Here is a 24,156-nt window from a genome sequence, read left to right as displayed (position 1 = left end):
TTGAGTCCGGGCCAGCCTGGTTACTGCAGCGCATCGATCGCGGCGGCCAGCCGCACTTTGACCTTATCGGGCAACGGCACATAGCCGGCCGAGGGAAGATCGGTCTGCCCGCTGCCCGCGGCCACCGTGAGGAACGACTTGATCGCTCTGGAGGTGTCGGGGTCGGAGCCTTTCGAACACACGATCTCGTACGTCGCCAGCACCAGCGGGTAGGCGCCCGGCTCCTGGGAGCTGTACATGGAGTTGAGGTCGAGCACCAGGTCGTTGCCGTCGGCCAGGAAATTCGCCGCCTTCACGGCGTTGACCGCCGTGTCGTTGGTGAGCGGGACGACGACGCCCTTGTTGTTGGCGATTCGGGCGTAGGGGACGGCGCCCTGGTCGGCGAACCCCTTCTCGACGTATCCGATGGCTCCGGAGGTGGCCCGCACCACCTGGACGACCCCGGCCGACTTCGTGGCGCCTTCGCCGACCCCGCCCTGGAACTCGGTGCCCACGCCTTTGGTCCAGCTCTGCGGTGCGGCGGCCGTCAGATACTTCTGCAGATTGTCGGTGGTCCCCGACGAATCCGTACGGTAGATCGGCGTGATCCTGGTGTCGGGCAGCACCACCCCGGGATTGAGCGCCGCCAGGATCGGGTCGTTCCAGGCCGTGATCCGTCCGCTGAAGATCTTGGCCAACGCATCGCTGCTCACCACCAGCGCGGGGACTCCGGCCAGGTTGTAGACCAAGGCGATCGGCCCGAACACCAGCGGCAAGTCCCACGCCGGGTTGCCGTCGCAGCGCGCGGCGGCCGGACCGATCTGGTCCGCGGCCAGCGGGGAGTCGGCCCCGGCGAAGTCGACATGGCCGGCGATGAACTGCTCACGCCCGGCGCCGGAACCAGTCGGGTTGTATGCCACGCTCTTGCCCGGGCAGTACTGCCCCCAGACCTGGTTGAACAGCGCCATGGCGTTTTGTTGGGCCGTCGATCCTTCCGCCGTGAGCTTGTTCTTACCGCTACATCCCGCCGTACCCGTCGGCCCGGAAACGGCCGCCGGCGATGCGCCGCGCCGGTTCTGATCGCTGCCACAAGCCGTCATGGCGACCGCCGCGAGAGTCACCACCCCCAGCGCCGCCAGCGCCCTGCCTCCCCTGTCGAGCCTCACCGCTCCCGCTCCCTGACCATTCGGACCCGCGTGTGCGCCGCCGGCCATCTCACAAGAAGTTGCCGGGTCACGGCGAAAATATGCTCCGACGCGGCCCGCGGCACCCGTTGAGTAGCAAGCGCAGGTGAACGGCCGGGGGTATCGGACCCGCCGCCCGCGTGTTCGGTCACTCGGGAGCGACGGCGTAGGCGGTGTCCACGCTGTAGGTGCTGAAGCCCAAGCGCTGGTAGGTGCGCACGGCGGCGACGTTGTCCGACTCCACATAGAGCAGCACGGTCGGGTCGGCGGAGCCGGCCAGCCGCCGCGCCAACGACTCGATCCCGACGGCCGTCAAGGTCTGCCCCATCCCGCGGCCCTGCGCCGACGGGTCGACGCCGACGACATACACCTCCCCCAGGCCGGGCTGATCGAGATGCACCTTGGTCCAGTGGAAGCCCAGCAGCTTGCCCCTCTGACCGGTGTCGGAGTCGTCGAACGCCAGGAACAGACCGGCCGGGTCGAACCACGGTTCATTGCGCCGCTCGGCCAGCTGGACCTCGGTCCAGCCGCCCTGTTCGGGATGGCTGGCGAAGGCAGTGTTGTTCACGCGCAACAGCTCCGCGTCATCGGTGGTGCCCGCGTAGGTGCGGATCCGCACGCCGGGCATGGGGCGCACCAAGCCGTGGATGTCGCGCAACGACCGTCGCATCTGCAGCAGTTCACGCACGGGAACCAGACCCATCGCGGAGGCCGTCGCCCTGGCCGACTCGAGGGTGCCGTGTGCCCAGAACCGGTTGCGCCCCGCGGTCTCCGCCAACGCCGAGCGCACCAGCGCGGTCCCGAGTCCATGCCGCCGGACCCGGGGGTGCACCACCAGTTCGGCCATTCCGGCGTCGGCGTCGCGCGTGAGGTTGAGGTAGCCGACGACCCCGTCGGTCTCGGTGATGAGCAGATGCCCGGTGCGGTCGTGCGCGAGCTCGCGCAGCACTTGCTCTCCGACCGGGGCCACCCCGTCGAATGCCGTGGCCGCCGTGACCAGTTCACGCACTTGCCGCTGCTCGTCCGCGGTCAGCGTCGAGCGCCAGGCCGGCGCGGTCACTGACTGCGCAGGGCGTCGCCCAGAGGCTCTCGCAGGCCCTCGGAACCGGGCTCGACGTCGTCGGCGCCCTCGGCGTCCTCATCCTCAGCGGGGTCCGCGATCGGCGTGCGCCCGCGTGCCGGCCGGACGGCCTTGTATCCGACGTTGCGGACGGTGCCGATCAACGCCTCGTATTCGGGGCCGAGTTTGGCGCGCAGCCGACGCACGTGCACGTCGACCGTGCGCGTGCCGCCGAAGAAGTCGTATCCCCACACCTCGTGGAGCAGCTGAGCGCGGGTGAAGACGCGGCCGGCGTGTTGGGCCAGATACTTCAGCAACTCGAACTCTTTGTAGGTCAGGTCGAGCGGGCGGCCCCGCAGTCTGGCCGTGTAGGTGCCCTCGTCGATCACCAGCTCGCCCAGGCTGACTTTGCCGGCGCTCTCCTGGTCGGCGAGCCCGCCGCGACGACCGACCACCAACCGCAGTCTGGCGTCGATCTCGGCGGGCCCGGTGCTGGGCAGCAGGATCTCGTCCAGCCCCCAGTCGGCACTGACCGCCACCAGGCCGCCTTCGCTGACCACAGCCAGGACGGGGACCGACCGTCCCGCGGTGCTCAACAGTCGGCAGAGGCCGCGCGCCGACGACAGGTCGGTGCGTGCGTCGACCAGTACCGCGTCCGCCGTCCCCGCCTCGAGCAAGGACGACGGCTCCGCCGGCGCCGTCCGGACGGTGTGGGGAAGCAGCGATAGCGACGGCAGGACCGGGTCGGGATGCAGCTCGGAAGTCAGCAGTAATAGCTCCAACTAGCCCCTCCAGCTCGGGGGAACGGCATCTTCACAATTCGCAACGCAACGACGCGTTAGTTGCCAGGTCATCTAACGATAACTTGCCACCTGCCATTATTGCGTGCTGACGATGGCACTGTGAGCCCCGCCACCGTGGCGGTCCGCCGCACAGCGGGCGCCGGGTTACGCCACAATGTGCGGGTGCGCAAGGTCCTGATCGGGGTGGCGGCCGTGGCGGCCGCGATCGCCGTGGTCGCACTCGGCACCGTGGCCGTCGATTACGGAAGCAGCATCTATGCCGAATACCGGCTCTCGTGCAGCGTCCGCAAGGCGGCCAACCTGAGGTCGGACCCGTTCGTCGCCATCGTGGCCTTCCCGTTCCTCCCCCAGGCGATGCGCGACCGCTACAACCAGGTGGAGATCAAGGCCAACGCCGTCGACCACGCGACGGTCGGTAAGGCCACGCTGGAAGCCACGATGTACTCCGTCGACCTGACCCACTCGTCCTGGCTGATCGGGCCCGACGCGAAACTGCCGGTCGGCAAGCTGGAGAGTCGGATCATCATCGGCTCGACGCACCTGGGCCGGTACCTGGGCATCAGCGATTTGATGGTCGAGGCGCCGCCGAAGGAAACCAACACCGCCACCGGCGGCGTCACCGCGTCGGGTATCTCCGACAGCCACGGCCTGGTGTTCAGCGGCACCCCGCACTCGGCCGACTTCGAGCACCGGGTCAGCGTCTCGGTGGACCTTTCCATCGCCCCGGACGATGAAGCGACGCTGGTGATCGCGCCGACGGGCATTCTCACCGGGCCGGACACCGCGGACCAGGCCGTGCCGGACGACAAGCGGGACGCGGTGCTGCGCGCCTTCACCGCCAGGGTGCCCAACCAGCGGCTTCCGTTCGGAGTGGCACCGAAGACCGAGGGGGCGCGCGGCTCCGACGTCATCATCGAGGGCATCAGCTACGGAGTGACCGTCAACCTCGACGGGTTCAAGCAGTCCTGAGCCCGCCACCGCCCGAAGCGTGCGGTGCCGGCGAGCGCCACTGATTTGATCGTTCCCCGTCATTCGGTAAGCTTGCCGACGTGCTAGCCCGCCTCGAGCCGTTGCTCACCCAACGCCGCGCAGTCGATCTGTGCCGCACCGCGGGCTGTTGCTGTCGCTGTAGCTGCTGAGTCGCGCGCCTTCGCGTCGCACTCGGAGCAGCCCGGAACGTTTCCGTGGCCTGACTCCCGTCGTTCTTTCCCAAAAAGCAGATAAGCAACAGGCGTATCCAGGAGTAGTACCGTGCCGAGCACCAACACCAGCACCCAGCCAGACACCGTCGACGTGCGGGGCCCCAGGTTCGCAGCCTGGGTTACCACCGCGGTCCTGGTGATAGCACTCGCCGTATCCGCCGCCAGCCCGCCGGCGGCGGCGGCGATTCTGGGGGTGCAGGCCGTCATCTTCGCCGTCGGCGCCGTCGGCGGCCCACGCAAGCACCCTTATGGGCGAATATTCGCCACCGTGGTGGCACCCCGGCTGGGCCCCGTGACGGAGCGCGAACCGGTCGCGCCCCTGAAGTTCGCCCAGCTCGTCGGCCTGCTCTTCGCGCTTGCGGGTGTCGCCGCCTTCGCCGCGGGAGCGTTCGTGATCGGCGTCATCGCCACCGCAGGGGCGCTCGTCGCCGCCTTCCTCAATGCGGCCTTCGGCATCTGCCTGGGCTGCCAGCTCTACCCCTTGGTCGCGCGTTTCCGAGCTGCCGGGCGCGCCTCATGACCCGTTCATAGCAAGCGATCGAAAGGATCCCCCGCATGGCACGCTCCGACGTCCTGGTCTCCGCGGACTGGGCCGAGAGCCATCTCAGCAATGCTCAGGCCGCCGGTGTCGTCTTCGTCGAAGTCGACGAGGACACCAGCGCATACGACACCGGCCACATTCCCGGCGCGATCAGGCTCGACTGGCGTTCCGACCTGCAGGACCCGGTCAAGCGGGACTTCGTCGACGCTCAGCAATTCTCCAAGCTGCTCAGCGAACGCGGCGTCTCCAATGACGACACGGTGATCCTCTACGGCGGCAACAACAACTGGTTCGCCGCCTACGCCTACTGGTATTTCAAGCTGTACGGCCACGAGAAGGTCAAGCTGCTCGACGGCGGCCGCAAGAAGTGGGAACTCGACGGGCGGGCGCTGTCCGCCGAAGCGGTCAGCAGGCCGGCCACCTCCTACACCGCCGCCGCGCCGGACAACAGCATCCGGGCGTTCCGCGACGAGGTGATCGCCGCCATCAACGTCAAGAACCTGGTCGACGTGCGCTCCCCCGACGAATTCTCCGGCAAGATCCTGGCACCGGCGCATCTGCCGCAGGAGCAGAGCCAGCGGCCCGGCCACGTTCCGGGAGCGATCAACGTGCCGTGGAGCAGGGCCGCCAATGAGGACGGCACCTTCAAGTCCGACGAGGAGCTGTCCAAGCTGTACGCCGACGCGGGCCTGGACGGCACCAAGGAGACGATCGCGTACTGCCGCATCGGGGAGCGCTCGTCGCACACCTGGTTCGTGCTCCGGGAATTACTCGGCCACAAAAACGTCAAGAACTACGACGGAAGTTGGACGGAATACGGCTCCCTGGTGGGTGCCCCGATTGAGTTGGGAAGCTGATATGTGCTCTGCCCCGAAACAAGGAGTGACGTTGCCCGCCAGCGTCGACTTGGAGAAGGAAACGGTGATCACCGGCCGGGTCGTGGACAGCGACGGCCAGGCGGTGGGTGGCGCGTTCGTCCGCTTGCTCGACTCCTCGGACGAGTTCACGGCCGAGGTCGTCGCGTCGGCCACCGGCGACTTCCGGTTCTTCGCGGCACCCGGGTCGTGGACGCTGCGCGCCTTGTCGTCGGCCGGTAACGGCAACGCCGTGGTGGCCCCGTCGGGTGCGGGCATCCACGAGGTGAACGTCAAGATCGCCTGAGACCCCCGCTGCCCCGACGCGATCTCGCGGGGCGAATAGACTTGTCCCCGTGGTGCTGTTCTTCGAGATCATGCTGGTCGCCTCGGTCGTGGTGATCTCATGGTTTGCGCTGTACACGCTGTACCGGCTGATCACTGACGAATCGTGATTTCTGACGAACCGTTGAGTTCTGGAAGCTCCGGCGATCGCGCGGTGGCCGCCGCCGCCGAGCGCGCCAAGCTGACCGCCGGCCGCAACATCCCCGCCTTCGACGACCTGCCGCTTCCGGCCGACACCGCCAACCTGCGCGAAGGCGCCAACCTGCACGACGCATTGCTGGCGCTGCTGCCACTGGTCGGTGTGTGGCGCGGACATGGCGAGGGCCGTGGACACGACGGGGATTACCGGTTCGGCCAGCAGATCGTGGTGTCGCACGACGGCGGCGACTACCTGAATTGGGAATCCCGGTCATGGCGGCTCAACGACACCGGCGAGTACCAGGAACACGGGTTGCGGGAGACGGGCTTCTGGCGTTTCGTCAGCGATCCCGACGACCCCAGCGAATCGCAGGCCATCGAGTTGTTGCTCGCCCATTCGGCCGGATACGTCGAGCTGTTCTACGGCAGGCCGCGCACCCAGTCGTCGTGGGAGCTGGTGACCGATGCACTGGCCCGCAGCCGATCGGGCGTGTTGGTCGGTGGCGCGAAGCGGCTGTACGGCATCGTCGAGGGCGGCGACCTGGCCTACGTCGAGGAGCGAGTGGACGCCGACGGCGGCCTGGTTCCCCATCTTTCGGCGCGGCTCTCGCGCTACGCGGGGTAGCCGGCCAGCTCATTCACCCTCCAAGCGGCCGTCTCCGGTGTCATCATGTGCGTGCAACCACGAGGAGGTCGGCGGATGCGTCGTAGTGTGACGACGTCCCCTCCTGCCCGCCGCATCGCGTCCGTCATCGGCCTGCTTCTCCTCGGCTATCTGTGCCTTTTGGCGCTACGGCCGTCGAGCAGGGACGCATTGCCGGCGTGGTTGAGGTGGTTCGGTCAGCCCGGCTCGGGACCGACGCTGTTGGTGACCTTGGCGATCCTGGCGTTTTTCGTCATGGCGTTCCGATCGACCGGCGGCGGCCGCGCGACAGGTATCTCGTTCACGGTGATCGCCGCCCTGATCAGTTTGACCGCCGTACTCGGCCTCAGCTCCTATTGGTCTTGCCACGATGCGAACCATCCGGCGCTGTTCACACCGCTGATGGCGACCGCCTCGTTGGTCAAGGGCAGCACCGGTGATTTCTCACTGAGCGGGCAGCCGTGCCCGACGCCCACGCCGATCGCCTTGGAGGTGGCGCGGGTGACGGCCCTCGCCGCGATCTTCACTGGATTGGGTGGCGTTGTTATCGCGGCCTTTCGGTCCCAAGTTGACCGATTACGGGCGAACCTCGCAGACTCCGTCACCGTCGTCGTGGGCATCGACGACGACACCCAGGCAATGATCAGCGGGATCGCGGAGACGTTGGACCGAGGCAACACCTTGGTGGTGATCACCAACGCGGGTGACGACCACGTACAGCGGGCCCGCAGGCAGGGTGCCCGAGTGGTGCTGGTCGATTTCAACACGCCGTCCACCCTGGTGTCGCTGCGGCTGTGGCGCCACCTCGCACGGCTCTACCTGATGGCGCCGGACCCGGCGATCAATCTGTTGTGGCTTGACATGATCGGTCGTCGGCTCGCCGAGGTCGGCCACAAGCAGCGGTTGCCGCTGATCGTGCGCATGGACGACCCGTGGCTGGCCGAAGCGTGGCGCGCTCAGCAATTCGGGGGCTCGGACACCCGGTGGGCTGCCGATGTGGTCGGCAAGTACGAGGTGACCGCCGGCAGGCTCCTCGACAGTATCATCGACGCGCAGAACATTCGGCGGGTATTCGTTTGCGGCACTTCGCAATTAACCCTGGCGTTGTGCGCGGACCTGACCCGACGCGCCCTCGAGCGTGACTTCTATACCCCCCCAGATGCGGTGCCGTTGCCGGTGTTCACCCTCGTCGAACGCGACGCCGACGACTACTTGCGGGATCACGACTTTCATCGCCAGCAGGCCGGCTTCATGTCGGATGGACCGGTCATCGATGCGGTACCGGAGGCACCAACGGTGCCCACCATGTTGCGTTTGATCGGTGATGCCGACCCTGAGACCACCGCCGTGATTCTGGTCAACGCGCAGGCGGCGATGGCAAGTAGGCTGGCTGCGCGCCTCCCCGAGATGCCGGTTTACGCATCGGATCTCAACACCAACCTCGCTGATGACACGATCCAGGTCGTGGGAAGGCTGCAGTCCTACTCGCTGGTGCTCGACAGTCGTGAGGGCCGAGTCCAGGACGCTTGGGAGCGTGCGGCGCGGCTGATTCACGAACGCTATGTCTCGACGATCGACCCGGGGGGGCCGCGGTCCCCGGCCGCGATGCCATGGGCCGACCTCAACGAGTTCTACCGCGGGTCCAATCGACGCCAGGTACGCAACGCCTTATGGATGGTGGAAAACATCGCGGGGCACACCTGGAACACGTGGGGCAGCCCACCGGCGCAGCTCTCCGGGAACGACATGGTGGGATTGCCGCCATTGGAGCAGCTTGCTCTGATGGGCTTCGACCGGGATTCCGCGATGAGCATGGCGCGCGCCGAGCACGAGGACTGGTGTCGCTATTACCGCCGCAATGGCTGGAAATACGGTTCGCCTCGAGATGATTCACGAAAGATCCATGACAAGCTGGTCGACTGGTCGGTGGTGGAAAGCACGCCGGAGTTGCTCAATGCCGCGGTGCGGAGCTTGGCCGGTACTTTGTGGAGCCTGCGCCAGCTGGGCTTCCGGTCGCGCCCGATGTGGCAGTCCTTCACTCGGGCCGGGACGGTCAGCGCAGAACAACGAGACGCCCCGTGGACGTGGACGTCGGACTCCGGGCACACCATGCGCGCCGACGCCGGCGACTGGGCGCTGCAGGAAGACGGGAAGATCTGGTCCGTGCGCGACGCCATTTTCCGCGACACGTATGAACCGGCAGGCGACGGGAAATGGCAACGCAAGGGCTGCGTTCAAGCGCGGCCCGCGCACGCCGGTGAAACGGTCAACACCCTGGAGGGCCCGACCGTCGCCGCCGAGGGCGATTGGATCGTACGCGGGCAGGCCGGCGAACAATGGCCCGTTCCCGCCGAGGAATTCGCGCGGCGCTACACCGAATTCCGTCCCGCCCAAGAAAGCCACCTTCTGGATGGCGACGAGCGATAAGCGTTGAAGGCGCATTCGACTCGAACGGCGCCGAATTGGCCATCCCGAAAGCGTCTAACACTGATACGGTATCGGCGCATGTGAAAGGTCGCATGCGGGCTATGGCCAATTTGGTTCGCTCGGCCTCACCTTAGGAGACTGTGATGGCGCTGTTTGTCAGCTACTCGAGCCAGGACAGGTCAACGGTCGATGCCCTGGCGGCCGCCCTTCGGCGCGCCCAACAGCAAGTGTGGTTCGACCAAGAGCTGGGCGGCGGCGACTCCTGGTGGGCCAAGATCCTCGAGCAGATCCGTGCCTGCGACCTGTTCCTCGTCGCCCTCTCAAGCAACTGGTTACAGTCCAAACCCAGTCAGTCCGAGCTGCGCTACGCGCAGGCTTTGAAAAAGCCGATCCTTCCGGTTCGCATCGGCGACATAGGCAGCATGCGCGTGAATCCGCTTGCCGCATTGCAGATCATCGACTACCGCAACCCGACCGTCGACGCCGGCATTCAGCTCGTCACCGCCGTGCATTCGCTCACCGCCAAACCGCATCCCTTGCCCGACCCGCTGCCCGACGAGCCGCCCGTGCCGTTCGGCTACATAACACGGTTGGGCAACATGCTCGCCGAGAAAGAACTCAGCCCTCAGCAGCAGCTCCAATTGTTGGTCGAACTCAGATCCGGACTCGATGAGGACGGCGACGACCCGAGCGCCCGCAGCGACATCGCCCAACTGTTGCGGATGATGCGTCTGCGCCACGACGTCACCTACCGCACCCGAAACGACATCGACAACGTGCTGGCGTCCATCGACTCTGACCAGAAAGGCTCGCCGGCAACACCCGACAAGGCGCAGGCGCCGAAGACCTCCTCGGAAGGCGGGGCCACGGCGACAACACCGGGCGCATCAACCGTCCCTGCCGCGGCCGGCGGCGGTTCCAAGAGGCGGCTGATCATCATCGGCGGAGCCGCGCTCGCGGTCGTCGTCGCGATCGTGGTGGCGGTGGTCGTCATGAGCCAGGGATCAACTTCGAGGAAGACGCCGGCCGGGGCGCGTGCTGCGGCGCCGGGCGCCGGCACGGGAGCACCCGCGCAGGGAGCGCCCGGGCAGGCGGCGCCCGGGCAAACGGCGCCGGCGCCGGAGCCGAACGCGCGGCTGGACTCGATATTGCTCGACGCGCAGCAGGTGACCACCATTATGGCAGCGCCACAAACCATGGAAGTCGCGAGCAGCGAGACGACCTCGCGGTTACGGCCGGACGAGAACTTGTCAAACCCGGCTTGCTTCGCCGCGTTCGATCCGATTCGGCAGTCCGGCTACGCGGGATTCACCCCGACGGGAGTCAGCGGGCAAGGCTTGGATACGGCGGACAGCAGCTACCGCGTCTACCAAGCCGCGGTCAGCTTCAAAAGCGCAGCGGAAGCCCACGACTTCCTGACAGCATCGACCCAAAAATGGAAGGCTTGCAACGGCTTAACCGTTCGGTTCAATAACAAGGCCAACTGGACCTTCGGAAACGTCGTCGAGGCTCCGTCGAGAATTACCCTGTCGCGCAAGCCGGGGGATCCCAGCCGCGCATCCTGCGAGCGTGTGCTGAACGCGGTATCTGATGTTGTGCTCGACGTCATGGCCTGCGAAGTGGGCATTCAGGACCAAGGAGGTCAGATCACCGACGCGCTGGCCGCCAAGGTGAGCCAGTAACTGTGTTAGACATGGAGCGGCCCCCGAACGTGGTTACCGGTTGGACACACCGGAAGCTCGGGGGCCGGGTGGCTACGGGGAATTCGCCAGCGCGCGTATATCGCCGGCTCTTCGAAAGCCACTGCTGCTAGCGCGCAGCCACCTCACATGTCCATGAAGCTATCAATTTCGCGGACCACCTCCTTCCTTGTGTACGGCCGACCGTACCCGCGATTCCGCGAGGCGACAACACAATTCAGCGCTCAGCGATCGCTGACGATCGCGGAGTCGATCAACGCGGCGAATTCCGCCGCCATCGGCGACCGAGCCAGTGGACGACCGTCGAGCGTGTGTACGCGCGCCGCCAGCGTCATGCTCGAGACCAACCAGAGTCCTTGCGCGGCATGCAGATCGGCGAGCCGCAGCGCGCGATAGTCGCAGTCGTAGCCCTTGGCCCGCGCCACTTCGAAGAGGGCCTGCTGCGTGGTGCCCCGCAAAATCGGATACCACGGCGGAGGCGTCAGCAGGCACAGGTTCCCGCCTCCCGGTGTTTCGGCATCGGTCGCGATCACCACGGTCGACCGCGGGCCCTCCAGGATGTAACCGTCCGAGCTGACGAAGATCACGTCGCCGGCGCCCTGCCGGGCGGCATGACGCAAGGCGGCCATGTTCACCGCGTAGGACAGCGTCTTCGCCCCGGCCAGCAGCCACGGCATCGCCCCGGTACCGGCGGCGGCCAGCCCGCGGTCCAACGTCACCGCGGCCAGGCCTTCGCGCCGAACCGCCGTCACCCGTTCGGGGACAGCGGTGATCATCACGTAGGCGGTCGGCGCCGTGCCGCTCTCCCGGCCGCGGCTATAGATCAGCCGCATCGCGCCTTCGTCAGCGGTGTTCGCCGCCCACTGCCCGGTGGCCAGGCCGATCGCGTTGCGCCAGGCGGGCAGGTCGGGCTCGGGCAGATCCATCAGCCTGGCCGACTGGGTCAGCCGCTGCAGATGGGACTCGACCAGGCAGGGCCTGCCGTCGCGGACCAACAGCGTCTCGAAGATGCCGTCGCCGCGGACCGCTGCCAGGTCGTCGGCGTGCAGCAGCGGCACATCGGGCGGATGGATCGCGCCGTCCAGCGTGACGATCACACCCATCTGGCCTGCCATGGGGATAAAGCGTAGCCGCGGGCCAGAAGCCGGCCGCACGCTCGTCGGACGGGTCGCGCAACGGTCCGTAGAGTTGACGTGTGTCTGCAGTACCCGCACCCGAGACCGGTCCCGACGCGGGCGCCACTTGGCATTACGGCGACCCGCTGGGCGAGCAGCGCGCCGCGGAAACCGGCGCGATAGTGGTGGATCGCTCGCACCGCGCCGTGCTCACCCTGACCGGTAGTGACCGCCAGAAGTGGCTGCACAGCATCTCCACCCAGCACGTCAGCGACCTTCCCGAGGGCGCCAGCACGCAGAACCTGAGCCTCGACGGCCAGGGCCGCGTCGAGGACCACTGGATCCAGACCGAACTCGGCGGCACCACCTACCTCGACACCGAACCGTGGCGGGGCGAGCCGCTGCTGGCCTACCTGCGCAAGATGGTCTTCTGGGCGGACGTCGCCCCGGCCGCCGCCGACATGGCCGTGCTTTCGCTGCTGGGTCCGCGACTGGCCGACCGGGCGGTGCTCGACGTGCTCGGCCTGGACGCCCTGCCCGCCGAGCTGACGGCGGTTGCGCTGGCCGGCGGTGGCTTTGTGCGCCGGATGCCCGGCGCCCCCGCCGGGCAGATCGAACTCGACCTGCTGGTCCCCCGTGCGGACTCCGCCGGCTGGCGGGAACGTCTGGTGCAGGCCGGCCTGCGGCCGGCGGGGGTTTGGGCCTACGAAGCCCACCGGGTGGTGGCGCTGCGGCCGCGACTGGGCGTCGACACCGACGAGCGCACGATTCCGCACGAGGTCGGGTGGATCGGCAGCGCCGTTCACTTGGACAAGGGCTGTTACCGGGGACAAGAGACCGTCGCCCGCGTGCACAACCTCGGTAGACCGCCCCGCATGCTCGTGCTGTTGCACCTCGACGGCTCGGTCGAGCGTCCCTCGACGGGTGACCCGGTGCTGGCCGGAGGTCGCGCCATCGGCCGCCTCGGCACCGTGGTGGATCACGTAGACCTCGGGCCCGTGGCCCTGGCGCTGCTGAAGCGCGGGGTGCCGGCCGACACCGAATTGGCGACCGGCCCGCAGGGCGCGGTGGCCGCGGTGATCGATGCCGATTCGCTGCCGGCGACGGAACAGATCGGTGCGGGACGCCTGGCCGTTGAACGGTTGCGGGGCGGTGCGAGATAATCGTCGATGAAGTCCGCCACAGCGGCAGGGGGCACCGACGCCCGACCGCAAGGCACGGTAAACTGTCGGCAGGACAATAACGACACCAGGAGATCGGAGCCGCCTGATTCGGGCCGCTCCGTTATTGCGCGAGGGGGTTCCCCCATGGGCCGCGGCCGGGCTAAGGCAAAGCAGACCAAGGTTGCTCGAGAACTCAAATACAGTTCTCCGCAGACCGACTTCACGCGGCTTCAGCGCGAGTTGTCAGGAACGGGTGCCGACGATTCCACGGAGCTGGAGGAGGATGGCGTCGGTGACTCCTGGGAAGACAACGACGACTGGCGTCGGTAAGACCCTCCGCGCGGCGCCGGCGCAATCCCCTTCGACTCGGCGCTGACCCGGCTTCCGCCTTCTAAAACCTCGGGTGCTGCCCGACGAGCTTTGCCCGCGGGCCTTCTTTACCGCCTTTGCACACGGTCCCCAACACCCAGCAGTCCAAGTGCCGGGCCGTCAGGATGGCCAGGGCGCGGTCGGTGTCCTCCGGCGCGACAACGGCGACCATTCCCACGCCCATGTTGAACGTCTTCTCCATCTCCTCGCGCGTCACCCGCCCACGCTGGGCGATCATCGCGAACACGGGTGCGGGCGTCCAGGTCCCGCGGTCGATTTCGGCGACCAGGCCGTGCGGGATGACGCGTTGCAGGTTGCCGGCGAGCCCGCCACCGGTGACATGGCAGAACGTGCGGACATGGGTTTCCGCGGTCAGCGCCAGGCAGTCTTTGGCGTAGATCCGCGTCGGCTCCAACAGCTCTTCGCCCAGCGTGCGGCCGAACTCCTCGACATAGCCGGCGAGATTCATCCGATCGATCTCCAGAAGCACCGCACGGGCCAGCGAGTAGCCGTTGGAATGCAGGCCGGAGGAGCCCATCGCGATGATCGTGTCGCCGGGCTTGACGCGATCAGGCCCCAGCACGTCGTCGGCCTCGACGACGCCGATACCCGTCGCCGAGATGTCGTAGTGGTCGGGTTCCATCAGCCCGGGGTGCTCGGCGGTTTCACCGCCGAGCAGCGCGCAGCCGGCACGCACGCACCCCTCGGCGATACCCGCCACGATGGCGCTGAGGCGTTCGGGCACGGTCCGGCCCACCGCGATGTAGTCCTGCAGGAACAGCGGCTCGGCGCCGCACACCACGAGGTCGTCGACCACCATCGCGACCAGGTCCAGGCCGACGGTGTCGTGCTTGTCCATGGCCTGGGCGACCGCCAGCTTGGTTCCCACGCCGTCGGTGGACGCGGCCAGCAGCGGTTCGCGGTAGTCGTTACGCAACGCGAACAACCCGGCGAACCCGCCCAGGCCGCCTCGCACCTCTGGTCTGGTGGCCTTCGTCGCCAGCGGCTTGAACAGCTCGACGGTGCGGTCGCCGGCCTCGATATCCACCCCGGCCGACGCGTAGGTGATGCCGTGGCTGCCCGGGTTTCGTCCGGGGCTTTTTCCGGGATCCGTCATCGCGATAAAGGCTACCGGGCGCCGCCGACCGCCGTAATCAAACGTCGTGTAAGGGGCGCACCGGACGTCCGTCAGTGGACGATCGGTACTTCGTCGGGCGCCAGATCGTCGAGCCCGGATCCGCGCGCGGCGTTGGCGAGCATGTGCTCGATGACGTTCTTACCCAAGGCCGTCTCCTCGGGCAGCTCGATGGGATAGCGGCCGTCGAAGCAGGCGGTGCACAGCCGTGACGCGGGTTGTTCGGACGCCGCGACCAGGCCGCGCAGCGAGATGTAGCCAAGGGAGTCGGCGCCGATGGCGTGCCGCACCGCTTCGAGCATCTCCTCCTTGTCCTGCACGGCGTTCGCGATCAGCTCGGCCGGCGACGGGAAGTCGATGCCGTAGAAGCAGGGCCATTTCACCGGTGGCGAGGCGATCCGGACGTGGACTTCGACGGCCCCGGCCTCGCGCAGCATGCGCAGCAGCGCGCGCTGGGTGTTGCCGCGCACGATCGAGTCGTCGACGACGATGAGCCGCTTGCCGCGGATGACCTCACGAAGTGGGTTGAGCTTCAGCCGGATACCGAGCTGGCGGATGGTCTGGGACGGCTGGATGAAGGTCCGCCCGACGTAGGCGTTCTTCATCAGACCCTGCCCGTAGGGAATGCCGGACTCCTGCGCGTAACCGACCGCTGCGGGGGTGCCCGACTCCGGGACCCCGATCACCAGGTCGGCCTCGACCGGGCATTCCCGGGCCAGCCGGCGGCCGATCTCCACCCGGGTGGCGTGCACGGACCGGCCGGCGATCGTGCTGTCCGGGCGTGCCAGGTAGACGTACTCGAAGACGCAGCCCTTGGGGGTCGGGTTGGCAAAGCGCGTGGAGCGCACCCCGTCGGCATCGATCGCCAGGAGCTCGCCCGGCTCGATGTCGCGCACGAACGAGGCGCCGACGATGTCCAGCGCTGCCGTTTCCGAGGCCACCACCCAGCCGCGATCCAGCCGGCCGAGCGAAAGGGGCCGCACGCCGTGGGGATCGCGGCACGCATACAGCGTGTTCTCGTCCATGAACGTCAGGCAGAACGCGCCGCGCACGGTGGGCAGCAGGTCCAGGGCCGCCTGCTCGAGAGTGGAATCCGCCGCGCCGTGCGCCAGCAGCGCGCCCAAGATGTCGGAATCGGTCGTCGCAGGGGCGGGGCAGCGCCGGGCGATCAGTCCCGCGTCGCGGGCGCGGGCGGCCAACTCGGCGGTGTTGACCAGATTTCCGTTGTGCCCCAAGGCAACACCGGTGCCGGCGGCGGTGTTGCGGAACACCGGCTGCGCGTTCTCCCAGGTGGTGTCGCCGGTGGTGGAGTAGCGGCAATGGCCGATGGCCACGTGGCCCTGCATCGCCGCGAGCGTCTGCTCGTCGAAAACCTGGCTGACCAAGCCCAGGTCTTTGAACACGAGCACCTGTGATCCATCGGCGACGGCGATGCCCGCGGCTTCCTGCCCGCGATGCTGCAGGGCGTACAAGCCGTAATAGGTGAGCTTTGCGACGTCTTCACCCGGGGCCCAGACCCCGAATACACCACACTCTTCACGAGGCGAGTTCAGGTCCTGCTCGGGTTCCTGGTTGGTCACAATTGGGGGGCTCCCTGGGGAACGGTTGGTGACGTAACGGAGTCTACGGGTCCGACGCCCGCAACCGCGAATTAACAGCGCGTGTTGAGGGGGAAAAATTCCCGCGCCCGACTGTAAACCTGCACTTCAGGCTTACTATTCAGCCGAGACCGAACAGGGGCAGACAGTGTTCGATCTCACCGGCCCGAGAGCCGGAAAGCCCCAGCGCACCGCCGTCCTTCGCCCGTTGGAAGGACAACATCCCGGTCGCCAGCAGCAGCCACGTCCGCGGGTCGGTCTCCACAACGTTGGGCGGCGTGCCGCGCGTGTGCCGGGGCCCGGCGATGCACTGCACCGCGACGAAGGGCGGAATCCGCACCTCGACGCTGGCGCCGGGTGCCACGGCGGCCAGGGTGCGGGCGGTGAGCCGAACGGCGGTGCCGAGGCTCTCGCGGTCGGGGGCCGGCCGGGATTCGTCGCGCAGCCAGTCCGCGACGGCCAACACGGCCTGCCGAGTCTTTGCCGGATCGGCCTTTTGGCGGGCGGCCATACCCTAGGGTCTCAAACTCATGGAGCGTCGGCGCGTGCGGCGCGGGCCGCCGTATAAGTCCGTCGGGCTCGTGACGGTGGTCATCTTGGGGTTGGTCGGGTCACTGCTGTACCTGCAGTTCCGGGGTGAGCTCACGCCGACGACGAAGCTGACCATGGTGGCCGCCCGGGCCGGCCTGGTCTTGGACCCCGGCTCCAAGGTCACCTACAACGGGGTCCAGATCGGCCGGGTGACCGGCATTTCCGAGATCACCCGTGACGGCATGCCGGCCGCCAAGCTGGTGCTGGACATCACACCGAGGTACCTCAACCTGATCCCGGCCAATGTGGCGGCCACCATCAAGGCGACCACGGTGTTCGGCAACAAGTACGTCGCGTTGAGTTCGCCGCCGGGGCCGCCGGCGCAGCCGATCACACCGGCGACGGTGATCGAGGCGACGTCGGTGACCACCGAGTTCAACACCGTCTTCGAGACGCTGGTCTCGATCGCGGAGAAGGTCGACCCGGTCAAGGTGAACCTGACGCTCGGCGCGGCCGCGCAAGCCCTGACCGGATTGGGCGCGAGGTTCGGCGATTCTTTGGTCAACGGCAACACGATCCTTGACGACGTGAACCCGCGCATGCGCGAAATCCGCGCCGACGTCGCGCGGTTGGCCGCTCTCGGCGAGACCTACGCCAACGCCTCGCCGGACCTGTGGGCCGCGCTCGACCACGCGGTGACCGCGGCCCGCACCCTCAACCGCCAGCAAGTCGATCTGGATGCCGCGTTGCTCGCCACCGCCGGGCTCGGCGGCACGGGCGCCGACGTCTTCGGGCGCGGGGGGCCATACCTTGCCCGGGGGGCCGGCGATTTGGTCACCTCCAGCCAGCTGCTCGACGAGTACAGTCCGGAGATCTTCTGCACCATACGCAATTTCGCGGAGGTGGGGCCCAAGATCCACAACGCCCTCGGCGACAACGGTTACTCGCTGGGCGCGCACGCCGCTGGGGCGATCGCCGGGGCGCCGAACCCGTACATCTGGCCGGAGAATCTGCCGCGCACCAATGCCAGGGGCGGCCCCGGCGGGCGGCCGGGCTGTTGGCAGACGATCACCCGGCAGCTGTGGCCGGCGCCGTTCCTGGTGATGGACACCGGCGCAAGCATGGCTCCCTACAACCACTTCGAGCTCGGCTCGCCACTTTTCGTCGAGCACGTGTGGGGCCGTCAGGTGGGCGACTACACCATCAACCCCTGACGCCACCGCACGCTCAGCGCGGCGATCGCGCCGGCCTCGTTGATGGCCAGGTGCACCAGCATGGGCGCGGCGAGGCTGCCGGAGCGGTCCGCCAGCCAGGCGAACAGCCAGCCCGCGACGCCCGTCACCAGCACGGTGCCCAGCACCGGCTCGCCCGTCGCCCGCGCGTCGGCAATGTGGGAAAGCCCAAAGCTGGCCGCTTGCAGCAATCTTCCGCCCGGCGCGCCGAAGGCACCCGACGCGGCGGCGGTCAGCGCCGCACGGAAGGCGGCCTCCTCGGCCCAGACGGTCCCGACGGGTATCTGCAGCAGCAGCCAGCCGGGCGTCGACCCGGGCGCCTCACGGTCGGCCATGGACGCCCGCACCAACGGCACCGCCGTCGTCGCGGCGATCACGGTCGCCGCCGCCGCACCGGCCGTCGACCCCAGCCGCAGCCCCGACCACAGCCGTGGCGGGTTGAGACCCAGCGGAGCGCGCGTCACCAGCACCAGCAAGCCGGCCGCACCCGCCTGGAGGGCGGTCCGCCAAGCCGTGGGCAGTCGCGGGCCGACGAAGCTCCAGCCGACCAGGGCGGCGGCCAGGGAGAATGCCCAAGCCCGGCGAAAACGGCTGTCCCCCATCAGGATCTGCCGCTACGGCTCATCCGAACAACCGCGGCAGCACCGCCTCGGACGTCTCGCGCAGTTCGGCCAGCGACACGGTGAACAGGCCCTGAATCTCGACCGTGTCCGAGGCCTCGTCGACGACGCCGATGCGCACCGCCGGCAGTCCGCGCGCCTCACACATGGCCCGGAACCGGCTCTCCTCGGTGCGCGGCACCGCCACCAGCACCCGGCCCGCCGACTCGGAGAACAACGCCACGAACGGATCGGCGCCCTCGGGAAGCACGATGCGGCAACCGGTTTCGCCCGTCAGCGCCGCTTCCACAACGGCCTGCGCGAGGCCGCCTTCCGATAGGTCGTGCGCCGCGGACACCAGCCCGTCGCGAGACGCCGCGCTCAACACCTCGGCCAGCAGCTTTTCGCGCGCCAGATCGACCGCGGGCGGCAAGCCACCCAGGTGGTCGGCGGTCACCTGCGCCCAGATGGAACCGTCGAACTCGTCGCGGGTATCTCCCAACAGCATCAGGGTCTCGCCCGGTTCGGCGCCCAGGCCGGTGGGGATGCGCCGGGCGACGTCATCGAGCACGCCGAGGACGCCGACCACCGGCGTGGGCAGGATCGCCGCCGAGCCGGTCTGGTTGTAGAAGCTGACGTTGCCGCCGGTCACCGGAATGCCAAGCGCCGCACACCCATCGGCCAGCCCCCGCACCGCCTGGGAGAACTGCCACATCACGCCGGGGTCTTCCGGGGAGCCGAAGTTGAGGCAATTGGTGACCGCGACCGGCGTGGCGCCGGTGACGGCGACGTTGCGGTAGGCCTCGGCCAGCGCGAGTTGCGCCCCGGCATAAGGATCCAGCAGCGTGTAGCGCCCCGACGCGTCGGTCGACAGCGCGATGCCGCGGCCGGTGGCCTCGTCGACGCGGAGCACGCCGCCGTCGGCATGCTCGGCCAGCACGGTGTTGCCGCGCACGTACCGGTCGTACTGTTCGGTGATGAAGGCGCGGCTGCACAGGTGCGGGCTACCCAGCAGCGCAAGCACGGTCGCGCGCAACTCCTCCCCGGTCTTCGGGCGCGGGAGGCGCGTTGACCGGTCGGCGTTCAGGGCGTCCTGGGACTCGGGCCGTGCGACCGGCCGCTGATACACCGGGCCCTCGTGCGCCACGGTGCGCGGCGGTACGTCGACGACCGTCTCGCCGCGCCAGGTGATCCGCAACCGGTCACCGTCGGTGACCTCGCCGATCACCGTGGCCAACACCTCCCATTTGCGGCAGACCGCCAAGAAGGCGTCGACGTTCTCCGGGGCAACCACGGCGCACATCCGCTCCTGCGACTCGCTGCAGAGCACCTCGGCGGGTGTCATCTCCTTGGCCCGCAGGGGCACCGAATCGAGCTGGACCGCCATTCCGCCGTCCCCGGCCGACGCCAATTCTGAGGTGGCGCAGGCTAATCCAGCTCCGCCGAGGTCCTGGATGCCGATCACCAGTCCGCCGGCGTACAGCTCGAGACAGCACTCGATGAGCACCTTCTCCATGAACGGGTCGCCCACCTGAACCGACGGCAGCTTCTTGCGCGATCCGGTGCTGTCGAATGTGTCCGACGCTAGCACCGACACCCCGCCGATGCCGTCGAGCCCGGTGCGCGCACCGAACAGGATGATCTTGTTGCCGGTGCCCGAGGCAAACGCCAGATGCAGGTCCTCCTGGCGTAACACGCCCACGCACAACGCGTTTACCAACGGATTGCCGGCGTAACACGCATCGAAGACCGTCTCGCCGCCGATGTTGGGCAGCCCCAGCGAGTTCCCGTAGCCGCCGATACCGCGGACCACCCCGTCGACCACCCGGCGGGTGTCGGGGGCGTCGGCGGCGCCGAACCGCAGCTGGTCCATCACCGCGACCGGTCGCGCGCCCATGGCCATGATGTCGCGCACGATGCCGCCGACGCCGGTCGCCGCGCCCTGATAGGGCTCGACGTAGGACGGGTGGTTGTGGGACTCCACTTTGAAGGTGACGGCCCAGCCGTCGCCGATGTCCACCACACCGGCGTTTTCACCGATACCGGCCAACATGCCCGCACGCATCTCGTCGGTGGTGGTCTCCCCGAAGTAGCGCAGGTGAACCTTGGACGACTTATACGAGCAGTGCTCGCTCCACATGACCGAGTACATCGCCAACTCGGTGTCGGTGGGCCTGCGGCCCAGGATCTCACGGATCCGCTGATACTCGTCGTCTTTGAGGCCCAGCTCGGCGTACGGCTGCGGCTGATCGGGGCTGGCAGCGGCGTGCTCGACGGTGTCGATCGCCTGGGTGCGGGCGCTGGTCCCGGAGGCAGTCACCCGAACAGTGTAAGAGCGCTACCTGCCATGGAGCAGGGTGGCGCTGGCGGCGTCGGCCGGATAGAACAGCTCGACGGTCAGTTCGGCGAGGGTGACGTCGAGCGGAGTCCCGAACGTCGTCAATGTCGTGAACATAGACAGCGGTTGCCCGCCGCCGATATCCAGCACGAAAGGGATGAGCAGCGCGCCGGCGCCATCCGGTGGCGCGCCGCGCGCGTCGGCGGCGCCCGCGACTCCCGGATATCCGCGCACCTCGTCATTGAGCGCCTGCAGGCCCGGATCGCCGGTGATCGCGATCGTGCGCCGGAGCTGGTGCAGCAAGTAGCCCGCCCATTCCGGGAAATTCAGCGTCCGTCCGGCGAGGCCGTCGGGGTGCAGCGACAGCCGGTAGACGTTGGCCGGTGGACCGAGCAGCTCCGCGGGCAGGCCTGCGGTCAGCGCCGACGCCGCGGCGTTGGCCCCCACGATGTTCCAGCAGCGGTCGATCACGATGCCCGGGTAGGGGTCGTGGGCATCGAGGAGGCGCTGCACCGCGTCACGGGCCGGGGTCATCGCGGCATCCTCGAGCGGGCGCGACTGGTAACGCGGGGCGAATCCGGCGGCAAGCAGCAGCGTGTTGCGCTCCCGCAGCGGAATGTCGAGGCCTTCGGCGAGGGCGAGCACCATCTCCGGACTGGGTCGCGAGCGGCCGGTTTCTATGAAGCTGACGTGCCGGGCCGACACGCCCACAGTCAGCGACAGGTCGAGCTGACTCACCCGTCGACGCTCCCGCCATTCGCGCAACAGGGCGCCTACCGCCGCGTGGCTCACCAAGCCACGGTAACCACGCCGGTGTACCCGTAGCGATGACCTCGGAGGTAATTGTGCCGCCGCACGCCGCCGCGACACGCTTGGCGCAACGCGCTCAACGGGAACGCCAGACCCAAGGAGGAAAGATGACCGACGTCCAATCCGCCCCCAAGTTCAGCGCCGCGGTGTTCGCGGCGTACTGGGCCGCGCCCACCATGTCGCGCGGCTTCGACATCTTGGCCGACGACATCGTGGGCTACTGGCCGGGTGACCCCGAGCCGGTCCGCGGCATCCAGCCGTACACGGCGAAGATCGCCGAAATACTCGACGCCGCACCGGATTTGAAGCTGGAGGTGATCGACAGCGCCACCGTGCCCGGCGCGGACCCGGGCGAGGAACTGGTGTTTTTGCACTACGTCGGCCGCGGCACCGGACCCGACGGGCCGTTCCAGATCCGGGGAATCGACCGGGTTCGAACCCGCGACGGAATCGTCGTGGAGAACGTCATCCGCTACGACCCGCTGTTCCTCGTCCACGGCTGAACGGCAAGACTCGAGTGTGCGCTCCGGTACTTCGGTGTGTGCGGGTGGCGGAAATCGCGCGATTTTCCCGCCCTACACGCACACTCAACGCCGAGGACGCACACTCGTCGGCCGCGAGCTATTGATCCACGATGCAGAAGACGTTGCCCTCGGGGTCGGCCAGCACCACCCAGCGAAAATCGTCGCCGAACGTGTGCCGGCCGACCTCGATGGCCCCGGCGGCCGTCAGCCGGGACACCTCGGCATCGACATCGGCGGCACCGAAGTCGAGGTGCACGCGGTTTTTCCCGGGCGTGGGATCGGGCACCTTCTGGAATCCGAGCCGCGGTCCCGCCGACAAACTCACCGCGGTGAACTCGTCGGCGAGCAACTCCTGCGTCGTGCCACCGAACTGCTCGGCCCACCATGCGGCCAGCCGCGCAGGATCGTGGCAGTCGAAGGTGATCATCTCCACGCTGAGCGCCATACCGCCAGACCTTAGGCCTCAGCGGGGCTCGGGCGAAAGGAACGCCCGCATCGCCGCCGAGTAGGCGGCGACGTCATGAGCGCCCATCAGCTCACGGGCGGAATGCATCGCCAGCTGCGGGGCGCCCACGTCGACGGTGGGGATCCCGGTGCGGGCCGAGACCAGCGGACCGATCGTCGACCCGCACGGCAGGTCGGCGCGATGTTCGTAGCGCTGCAGGGACACCCCGGCCTGCGCACAGGCCAGGGCGAAGGCCGCGGCCGTGCGTCCGTCGGTGGCGTACCGCAGGTTGGGGTGCACCTTGAGGACGGGGCCGGCGTTGACCTCGATGAGGTGGCCGGGCTCGTGCCGCTCCGGATAGTTGGGATGGGTGGCGTGCGCCATGTCGGCCGAGGCCAGTAACGAGTCGGGCAGCCGGCGCAGGAAGTCTTCCCGGGTGCCGCCGGCCGCGAGCACGATCCGCTCCAAAACGGTGCCCAGCAGGTCGGACTGGGCTCCGTGGTCGGAGGACGAACCGACCTCCTCGTGGTCGAAGAGCACCAGCACGGGCAGGAAACCCCGCGGCGACGGAGCCTCGTCCAAGGCCAGCAGCGCCTCCATGCCGGCATAGCAACTGGCCTGGTTGTCCAGCCGGGGCGCGCTCAGCAGGTCGGCGTCGGCGCCGACCACCGTCGAGGGGGTCAGGTCGTGGGTCATCAGGTCGGCGGCCAGCACGGCGGTGGGCGGCACCCCAGCGCGTTCGGCGACGAAGTCGACGAACGATGTCGCTTCGGCGCCGGCGCCCCACACCGCGTTGACGTGCCGCTGCGGGTCCAGCGTCAGCGACTTCCGGTCCTCGGCCAGGTGGATGGCCAGCTGCGGTACCCGCAGGATCGGGTCGTCGACCCGGACCAGCCGGTGCTCGATCCCGGCGCCGTCACGCACTGACAACCGTCCGCTGATGCCGAGGTCGCGGTCCAGCCACGAGTTGAGCCACGCTCCCCCGTACGGCTCGAGGGCGAGAACGCGCCAGCCGGCGATCAAGCGATCCGGATGCTGCTTGACCCGGAGATTCGGGCTGTCGGTGTGTGCGCCGACGATCCGGAACGCAGCGTCGGCCCCGTCGGAGTGCCAGGCGACCAACGAGCCGGCCCGCACCGTGAAGTAGCGCCCCGGTGCGTCCGGCCAGCGCTCGGCCTCACGCAGTTCGGTGTAGCCGGCGGCGGTCAGCCGCGCGCCCACCGTCGCGCAGACGTGAAACGGCGACGGAGAAGCGTCGATGAAATCGCAGAGGCCTGCGGCGCTGGCCGACATGTTCAACATCATGGCTGTCGGCGAGATGCGTCGCCACGCTAGGTCCCATTGCGCGGCTCCCTGCTCGCGCCCTTCCGGCGCTCGACGTCGCCACGCTAGGTCCGATTGCGCGCCTCCACACTCGCGCA

Annotated in this window: 24 protein-coding genes; 12 read left to right on the top strand and 12 right to left on the bottom strand. The window is 68.3% G+C overall.

The window, feature by feature from the left end; all coding sequences use genetic code 11:
• Positions 1-20: 20 nt before the first annotated feature.
• From pstS to A9X04_RS13640, 3 genes are all read right to left on the bottom strand, one after another.
• Positions 21-1,145 (bottom strand): phosphate ABC transporter substrate-binding protein PstS, encoded by a 1,125-nt coding sequence (gene pstS, locus A9X04_RS13650; protein WP_067921142.1) that lies wholly within the window; start codon positions 1,143-1,145, stop codon positions 21-23.
• Positions 1,146-1,311: 166 nt separating this feature from the next.
• Positions 1,312-2,223 carry a mycothiol synthase gene (mshD, locus tag A9X04_RS13645; RefSeq protein WP_067921140.1) on the bottom strand — a complete coding sequence of 304 codons (912 nt, stop codon included), beginning with the start codon at positions 2,221-2,223 and terminating at the stop codon, positions 1,312-1,314.
• Positions 2,220-3,005 (bottom strand): response regulator transcription factor, encoded by a 786-nt coding sequence (locus tag A9X04_RS13640; protein ID WP_067921138.1) that lies wholly within the window; start codon positions 3,003-3,005, stop codon positions 2,220-2,222. Before A9X04_RS13640 ends, mshD begins: the two co-directional genes overlap by 4 nt.
• Positions 3,006-3,182: 177 nt before the next feature.
• Between A9X04_RS13640 and lmeA the strand changes: the two genes are divergently transcribed.
• The 8 genes from lmeA to A9X04_RS13605 all read left to right on the top strand — a co-directional run bounded on the left by lmeA (position 3,183) and on the right by A9X04_RS13605 (position 10,858).
• Positions 3,183-3,995 carry a mannan chain length control protein LmeA gene (gene lmeA / locus A9X04_RS13635; protein WP_067921289.1) on the top strand — a complete coding sequence of 271 codons (813 nt, stop codon included), beginning with the start codon at positions 3,183-3,185 and terminating at the stop codon, positions 3,993-3,995.
• 80 nt (positions 3,996-4,075) lie between these two features.
• Positions 4,076-4,165, top strand: a complete 90-nt coding sequence (locus tag A9X04_RS32295; RefSeq protein ID WP_368730642.1) for an Ms5788A family Cys-rich leader peptide — start codon at positions 4,076-4,078, stop codon at positions 4,163-4,165.
• A gap of 112 nt (positions 4,166-4,277) precedes the next feature.
• Positions 4,278-4,748, top strand: a complete 471-nt coding sequence (locus A9X04_RS13630; protein ID WP_067921136.1) for a DUF4395 domain-containing protein — start codon at positions 4,278-4,280, stop codon at positions 4,746-4,748.
• 35 nt (positions 4,749-4,783) lie between these two features.
• On the top strand, positions 4,784-5,626 hold the full coding sequence (locus A9X04_RS13625) for a sulfurtransferase (RefSeq protein WP_067921134.1): 843 nt from the start codon (positions 4,784-4,786) through the stop codon (positions 5,624-5,626).
• A gap of 1 nt (position 5,627) precedes the next feature.
• Positions 5,628-5,930 carry a DUF1416 domain-containing protein gene (locus A9X04_RS13620; protein ID WP_067921132.1) on the top strand — a complete coding sequence of 101 codons (303 nt, stop codon included), beginning with the start codon at positions 5,628-5,630 and terminating at the stop codon, positions 5,928-5,930.
• Between the two features lie 144 nt (positions 5,931-6,074).
• Complete coding sequence (locus tag A9X04_RS13615; RefSeq protein WP_067921130.1) at positions 6,075-6,731, top strand: FABP family protein; 657 nt, start codon at positions 6,075-6,077, stop codon at positions 6,729-6,731.
• 75 nt (positions 6,732-6,806) lie between these two features.
• Positions 6,807-9,176, top strand: a complete 2,370-nt coding sequence (locus A9X04_RS13610; protein ID WP_067921128.1) for a hypothetical protein — start codon at positions 6,807-6,809, stop codon at positions 9,174-9,176.
• 143 nt (positions 9,177-9,319) lie between these two features.
• Positions 9,320-10,858 carry a sensor domain-containing protein gene (locus A9X04_RS13605; RefSeq protein ID WP_067921126.1) on the top strand — a complete coding sequence of 513 codons (1,539 nt, stop codon included), beginning with the start codon at positions 9,320-9,322 and terminating at the stop codon, positions 10,856-10,858.
• A gap of 242 nt (positions 10,859-11,100) precedes the next feature.
• Here the strand turns inward: A9X04_RS13605 and A9X04_RS13600 are convergent, their stop codons facing one another.
• Positions 11,101-11,973: an aminodeoxychorismate lyase gene (locus A9X04_RS13600; protein ID WP_156751700.1), complete on the bottom strand. Its 873-nt coding sequence runs from the start codon at positions 11,971-11,973 to the stop codon at positions 11,101-11,103.
• A gap of 98 nt (positions 11,974-12,071) precedes the next feature.
• Here A9X04_RS13600 and A9X04_RS13595 point away from each other — a divergent pair, with 98 nt between their 5' ends.
• A complete protein-coding gene (locus A9X04_RS13595) occupies positions 12,072-13,154 on the top strand; it encodes a folate-binding protein YgfZ (RefSeq protein ID WP_067921123.1) in 1,083 nt (360 codons plus the stop codon).
• 144 nt (positions 13,155-13,298) lie between these two features.
• Positions 13,299-13,484 carry a DUF3073 domain-containing protein gene (locus tag A9X04_RS13590; protein WP_067921121.1) on the top strand — a complete coding sequence of 62 codons (186 nt, stop codon included), beginning with the start codon at positions 13,299-13,301 and terminating at the stop codon, positions 13,482-13,484.
• A 61-nt stretch (positions 13,485-13,545) separates the two neighbouring features.
• Here A9X04_RS13590 and purM read toward each other — a convergent pair whose 3' ends face one another.
• The 3 genes from purM to A9X04_RS13575 form a co-directional block, all read right to left on the bottom strand.
• A complete protein-coding gene (gene purM / locus A9X04_RS13585; RefSeq protein ID WP_067921119.1) occupies positions 13,546-14,640 on the bottom strand; it encodes a phosphoribosylformylglycinamidine cyclo-ligase in 1,095 nt (364 codons plus the stop codon).
• A 71-nt stretch (positions 14,641-14,711) separates the two neighbouring features.
• Positions 14,712-16,238, bottom strand: a complete 1,527-nt coding sequence (gene purF / locus A9X04_RS13580) for an amidophosphoribosyltransferase (protein ID WP_067921117.1) — start codon at positions 16,236-16,238, stop codon at positions 14,712-14,714.
• Between the two features lie 139 nt (positions 16,239-16,377).
• Positions 16,378-16,767, bottom strand: a complete 390-nt coding sequence (locus A9X04_RS13575; protein WP_067921115.1) for a sterol carrier family protein — start codon at positions 16,765-16,767, stop codon at positions 16,378-16,380.
• A gap of 19 nt (positions 16,768-16,786) precedes the next feature.
• On the opposite strand from A9X04_RS13575, the gene A9X04_RS13570 reads away from it, so the two are divergent.
• On the top strand, positions 16,787-18,001 hold the full coding sequence (locus A9X04_RS13570; protein WP_067921113.1) for an MCE family protein: 1,215 nt from the start codon (positions 16,787-16,789) through the stop codon (positions 17,999-18,001).
• Here the strand turns inward: A9X04_RS13570 and A9X04_RS13565 are convergent.
• The 3 genes from A9X04_RS13565 to A9X04_RS13555 are packed head-to-tail and all read right to left on the bottom strand — an operon-like array spanning position 17,983 to position 21,748.
• The gene (locus A9X04_RS13565) at positions 17,983-18,621 is read right to left on the bottom strand and encodes a CPBP family intramembrane glutamic endopeptidase (protein WP_067921111.1); all 639 of its coding nucleotides are present in this window, start codon (positions 18,619-18,621) and stop codon (positions 17,983-17,985) included. The two genes, A9X04_RS13570 and A9X04_RS13565, sit on opposite strands and share 19 nt — an antisense overlap.
• Positions 18,622-18,640: 19 nt before the next feature.
• Positions 18,641-20,938, bottom strand: a complete 2,298-nt coding sequence (gene purL, locus A9X04_RS13560; protein WP_067921109.1) for a phosphoribosylformylglycinamidine synthase subunit PurL — start codon at positions 20,936-20,938, stop codon at positions 18,641-18,643.
• An 18-nt stretch (positions 20,939-20,956) separates the two neighbouring features.
• A complete protein-coding gene (locus tag A9X04_RS13555; RefSeq protein ID WP_067921107.1) occupies positions 20,957-21,748 on the bottom strand; it encodes a helix-turn-helix domain-containing protein in 792 nt (263 codons plus the stop codon).
• A 125-nt stretch (positions 21,749-21,873) separates the two neighbouring features.
• Between A9X04_RS13555 and A9X04_RS13550 the strand changes: the two genes are divergently transcribed.
• Positions 21,874-22,269 (top strand): nuclear transport factor 2 family protein, encoded by a 396-nt coding sequence (locus A9X04_RS13550; protein ID WP_067921105.1) that lies wholly within the window; start codon positions 21,874-21,876, stop codon positions 22,267-22,269.
• A gap of 118 nt (positions 22,270-22,387) precedes the next feature.
• On the opposite strand, the gene A9X04_RS13545 is transcribed toward A9X04_RS13550, so the two are convergent.
• Both A9X04_RS13545 and A9X04_RS13540 read right to left on the bottom strand, forming a co-directional pair.
• A complete protein-coding gene (locus A9X04_RS13545; RefSeq protein ID WP_067921103.1) occupies positions 22,388-22,735 on the bottom strand; it encodes a VOC family protein in 348 nt (115 codons plus the stop codon).
• An 18-nt stretch (positions 22,736-22,753) separates the two neighbouring features.
• Positions 22,754-24,028 carry a M18 family aminopeptidase gene (locus A9X04_RS13540; RefSeq protein WP_082975002.1) on the bottom strand — a complete coding sequence of 425 codons (1,275 nt, stop codon included), beginning with the start codon at positions 24,026-24,028 and terminating at the stop codon, positions 22,754-22,756.
• Positions 24,029-24,156 lie beyond the last annotated feature (128 nt).

Origin of the sequence: Mycobacterium sp. E3247 (genome assembly GCF_001667785.1) — a bacterium.
Lineage (GTDB): Bacteria > Actinomycetota > Actinomycetes > Mycobacteriales > Mycobacteriaceae > Mycobacterium.
This window is presented reverse-complemented; position numbering and strand designations above follow the sequence as displayed.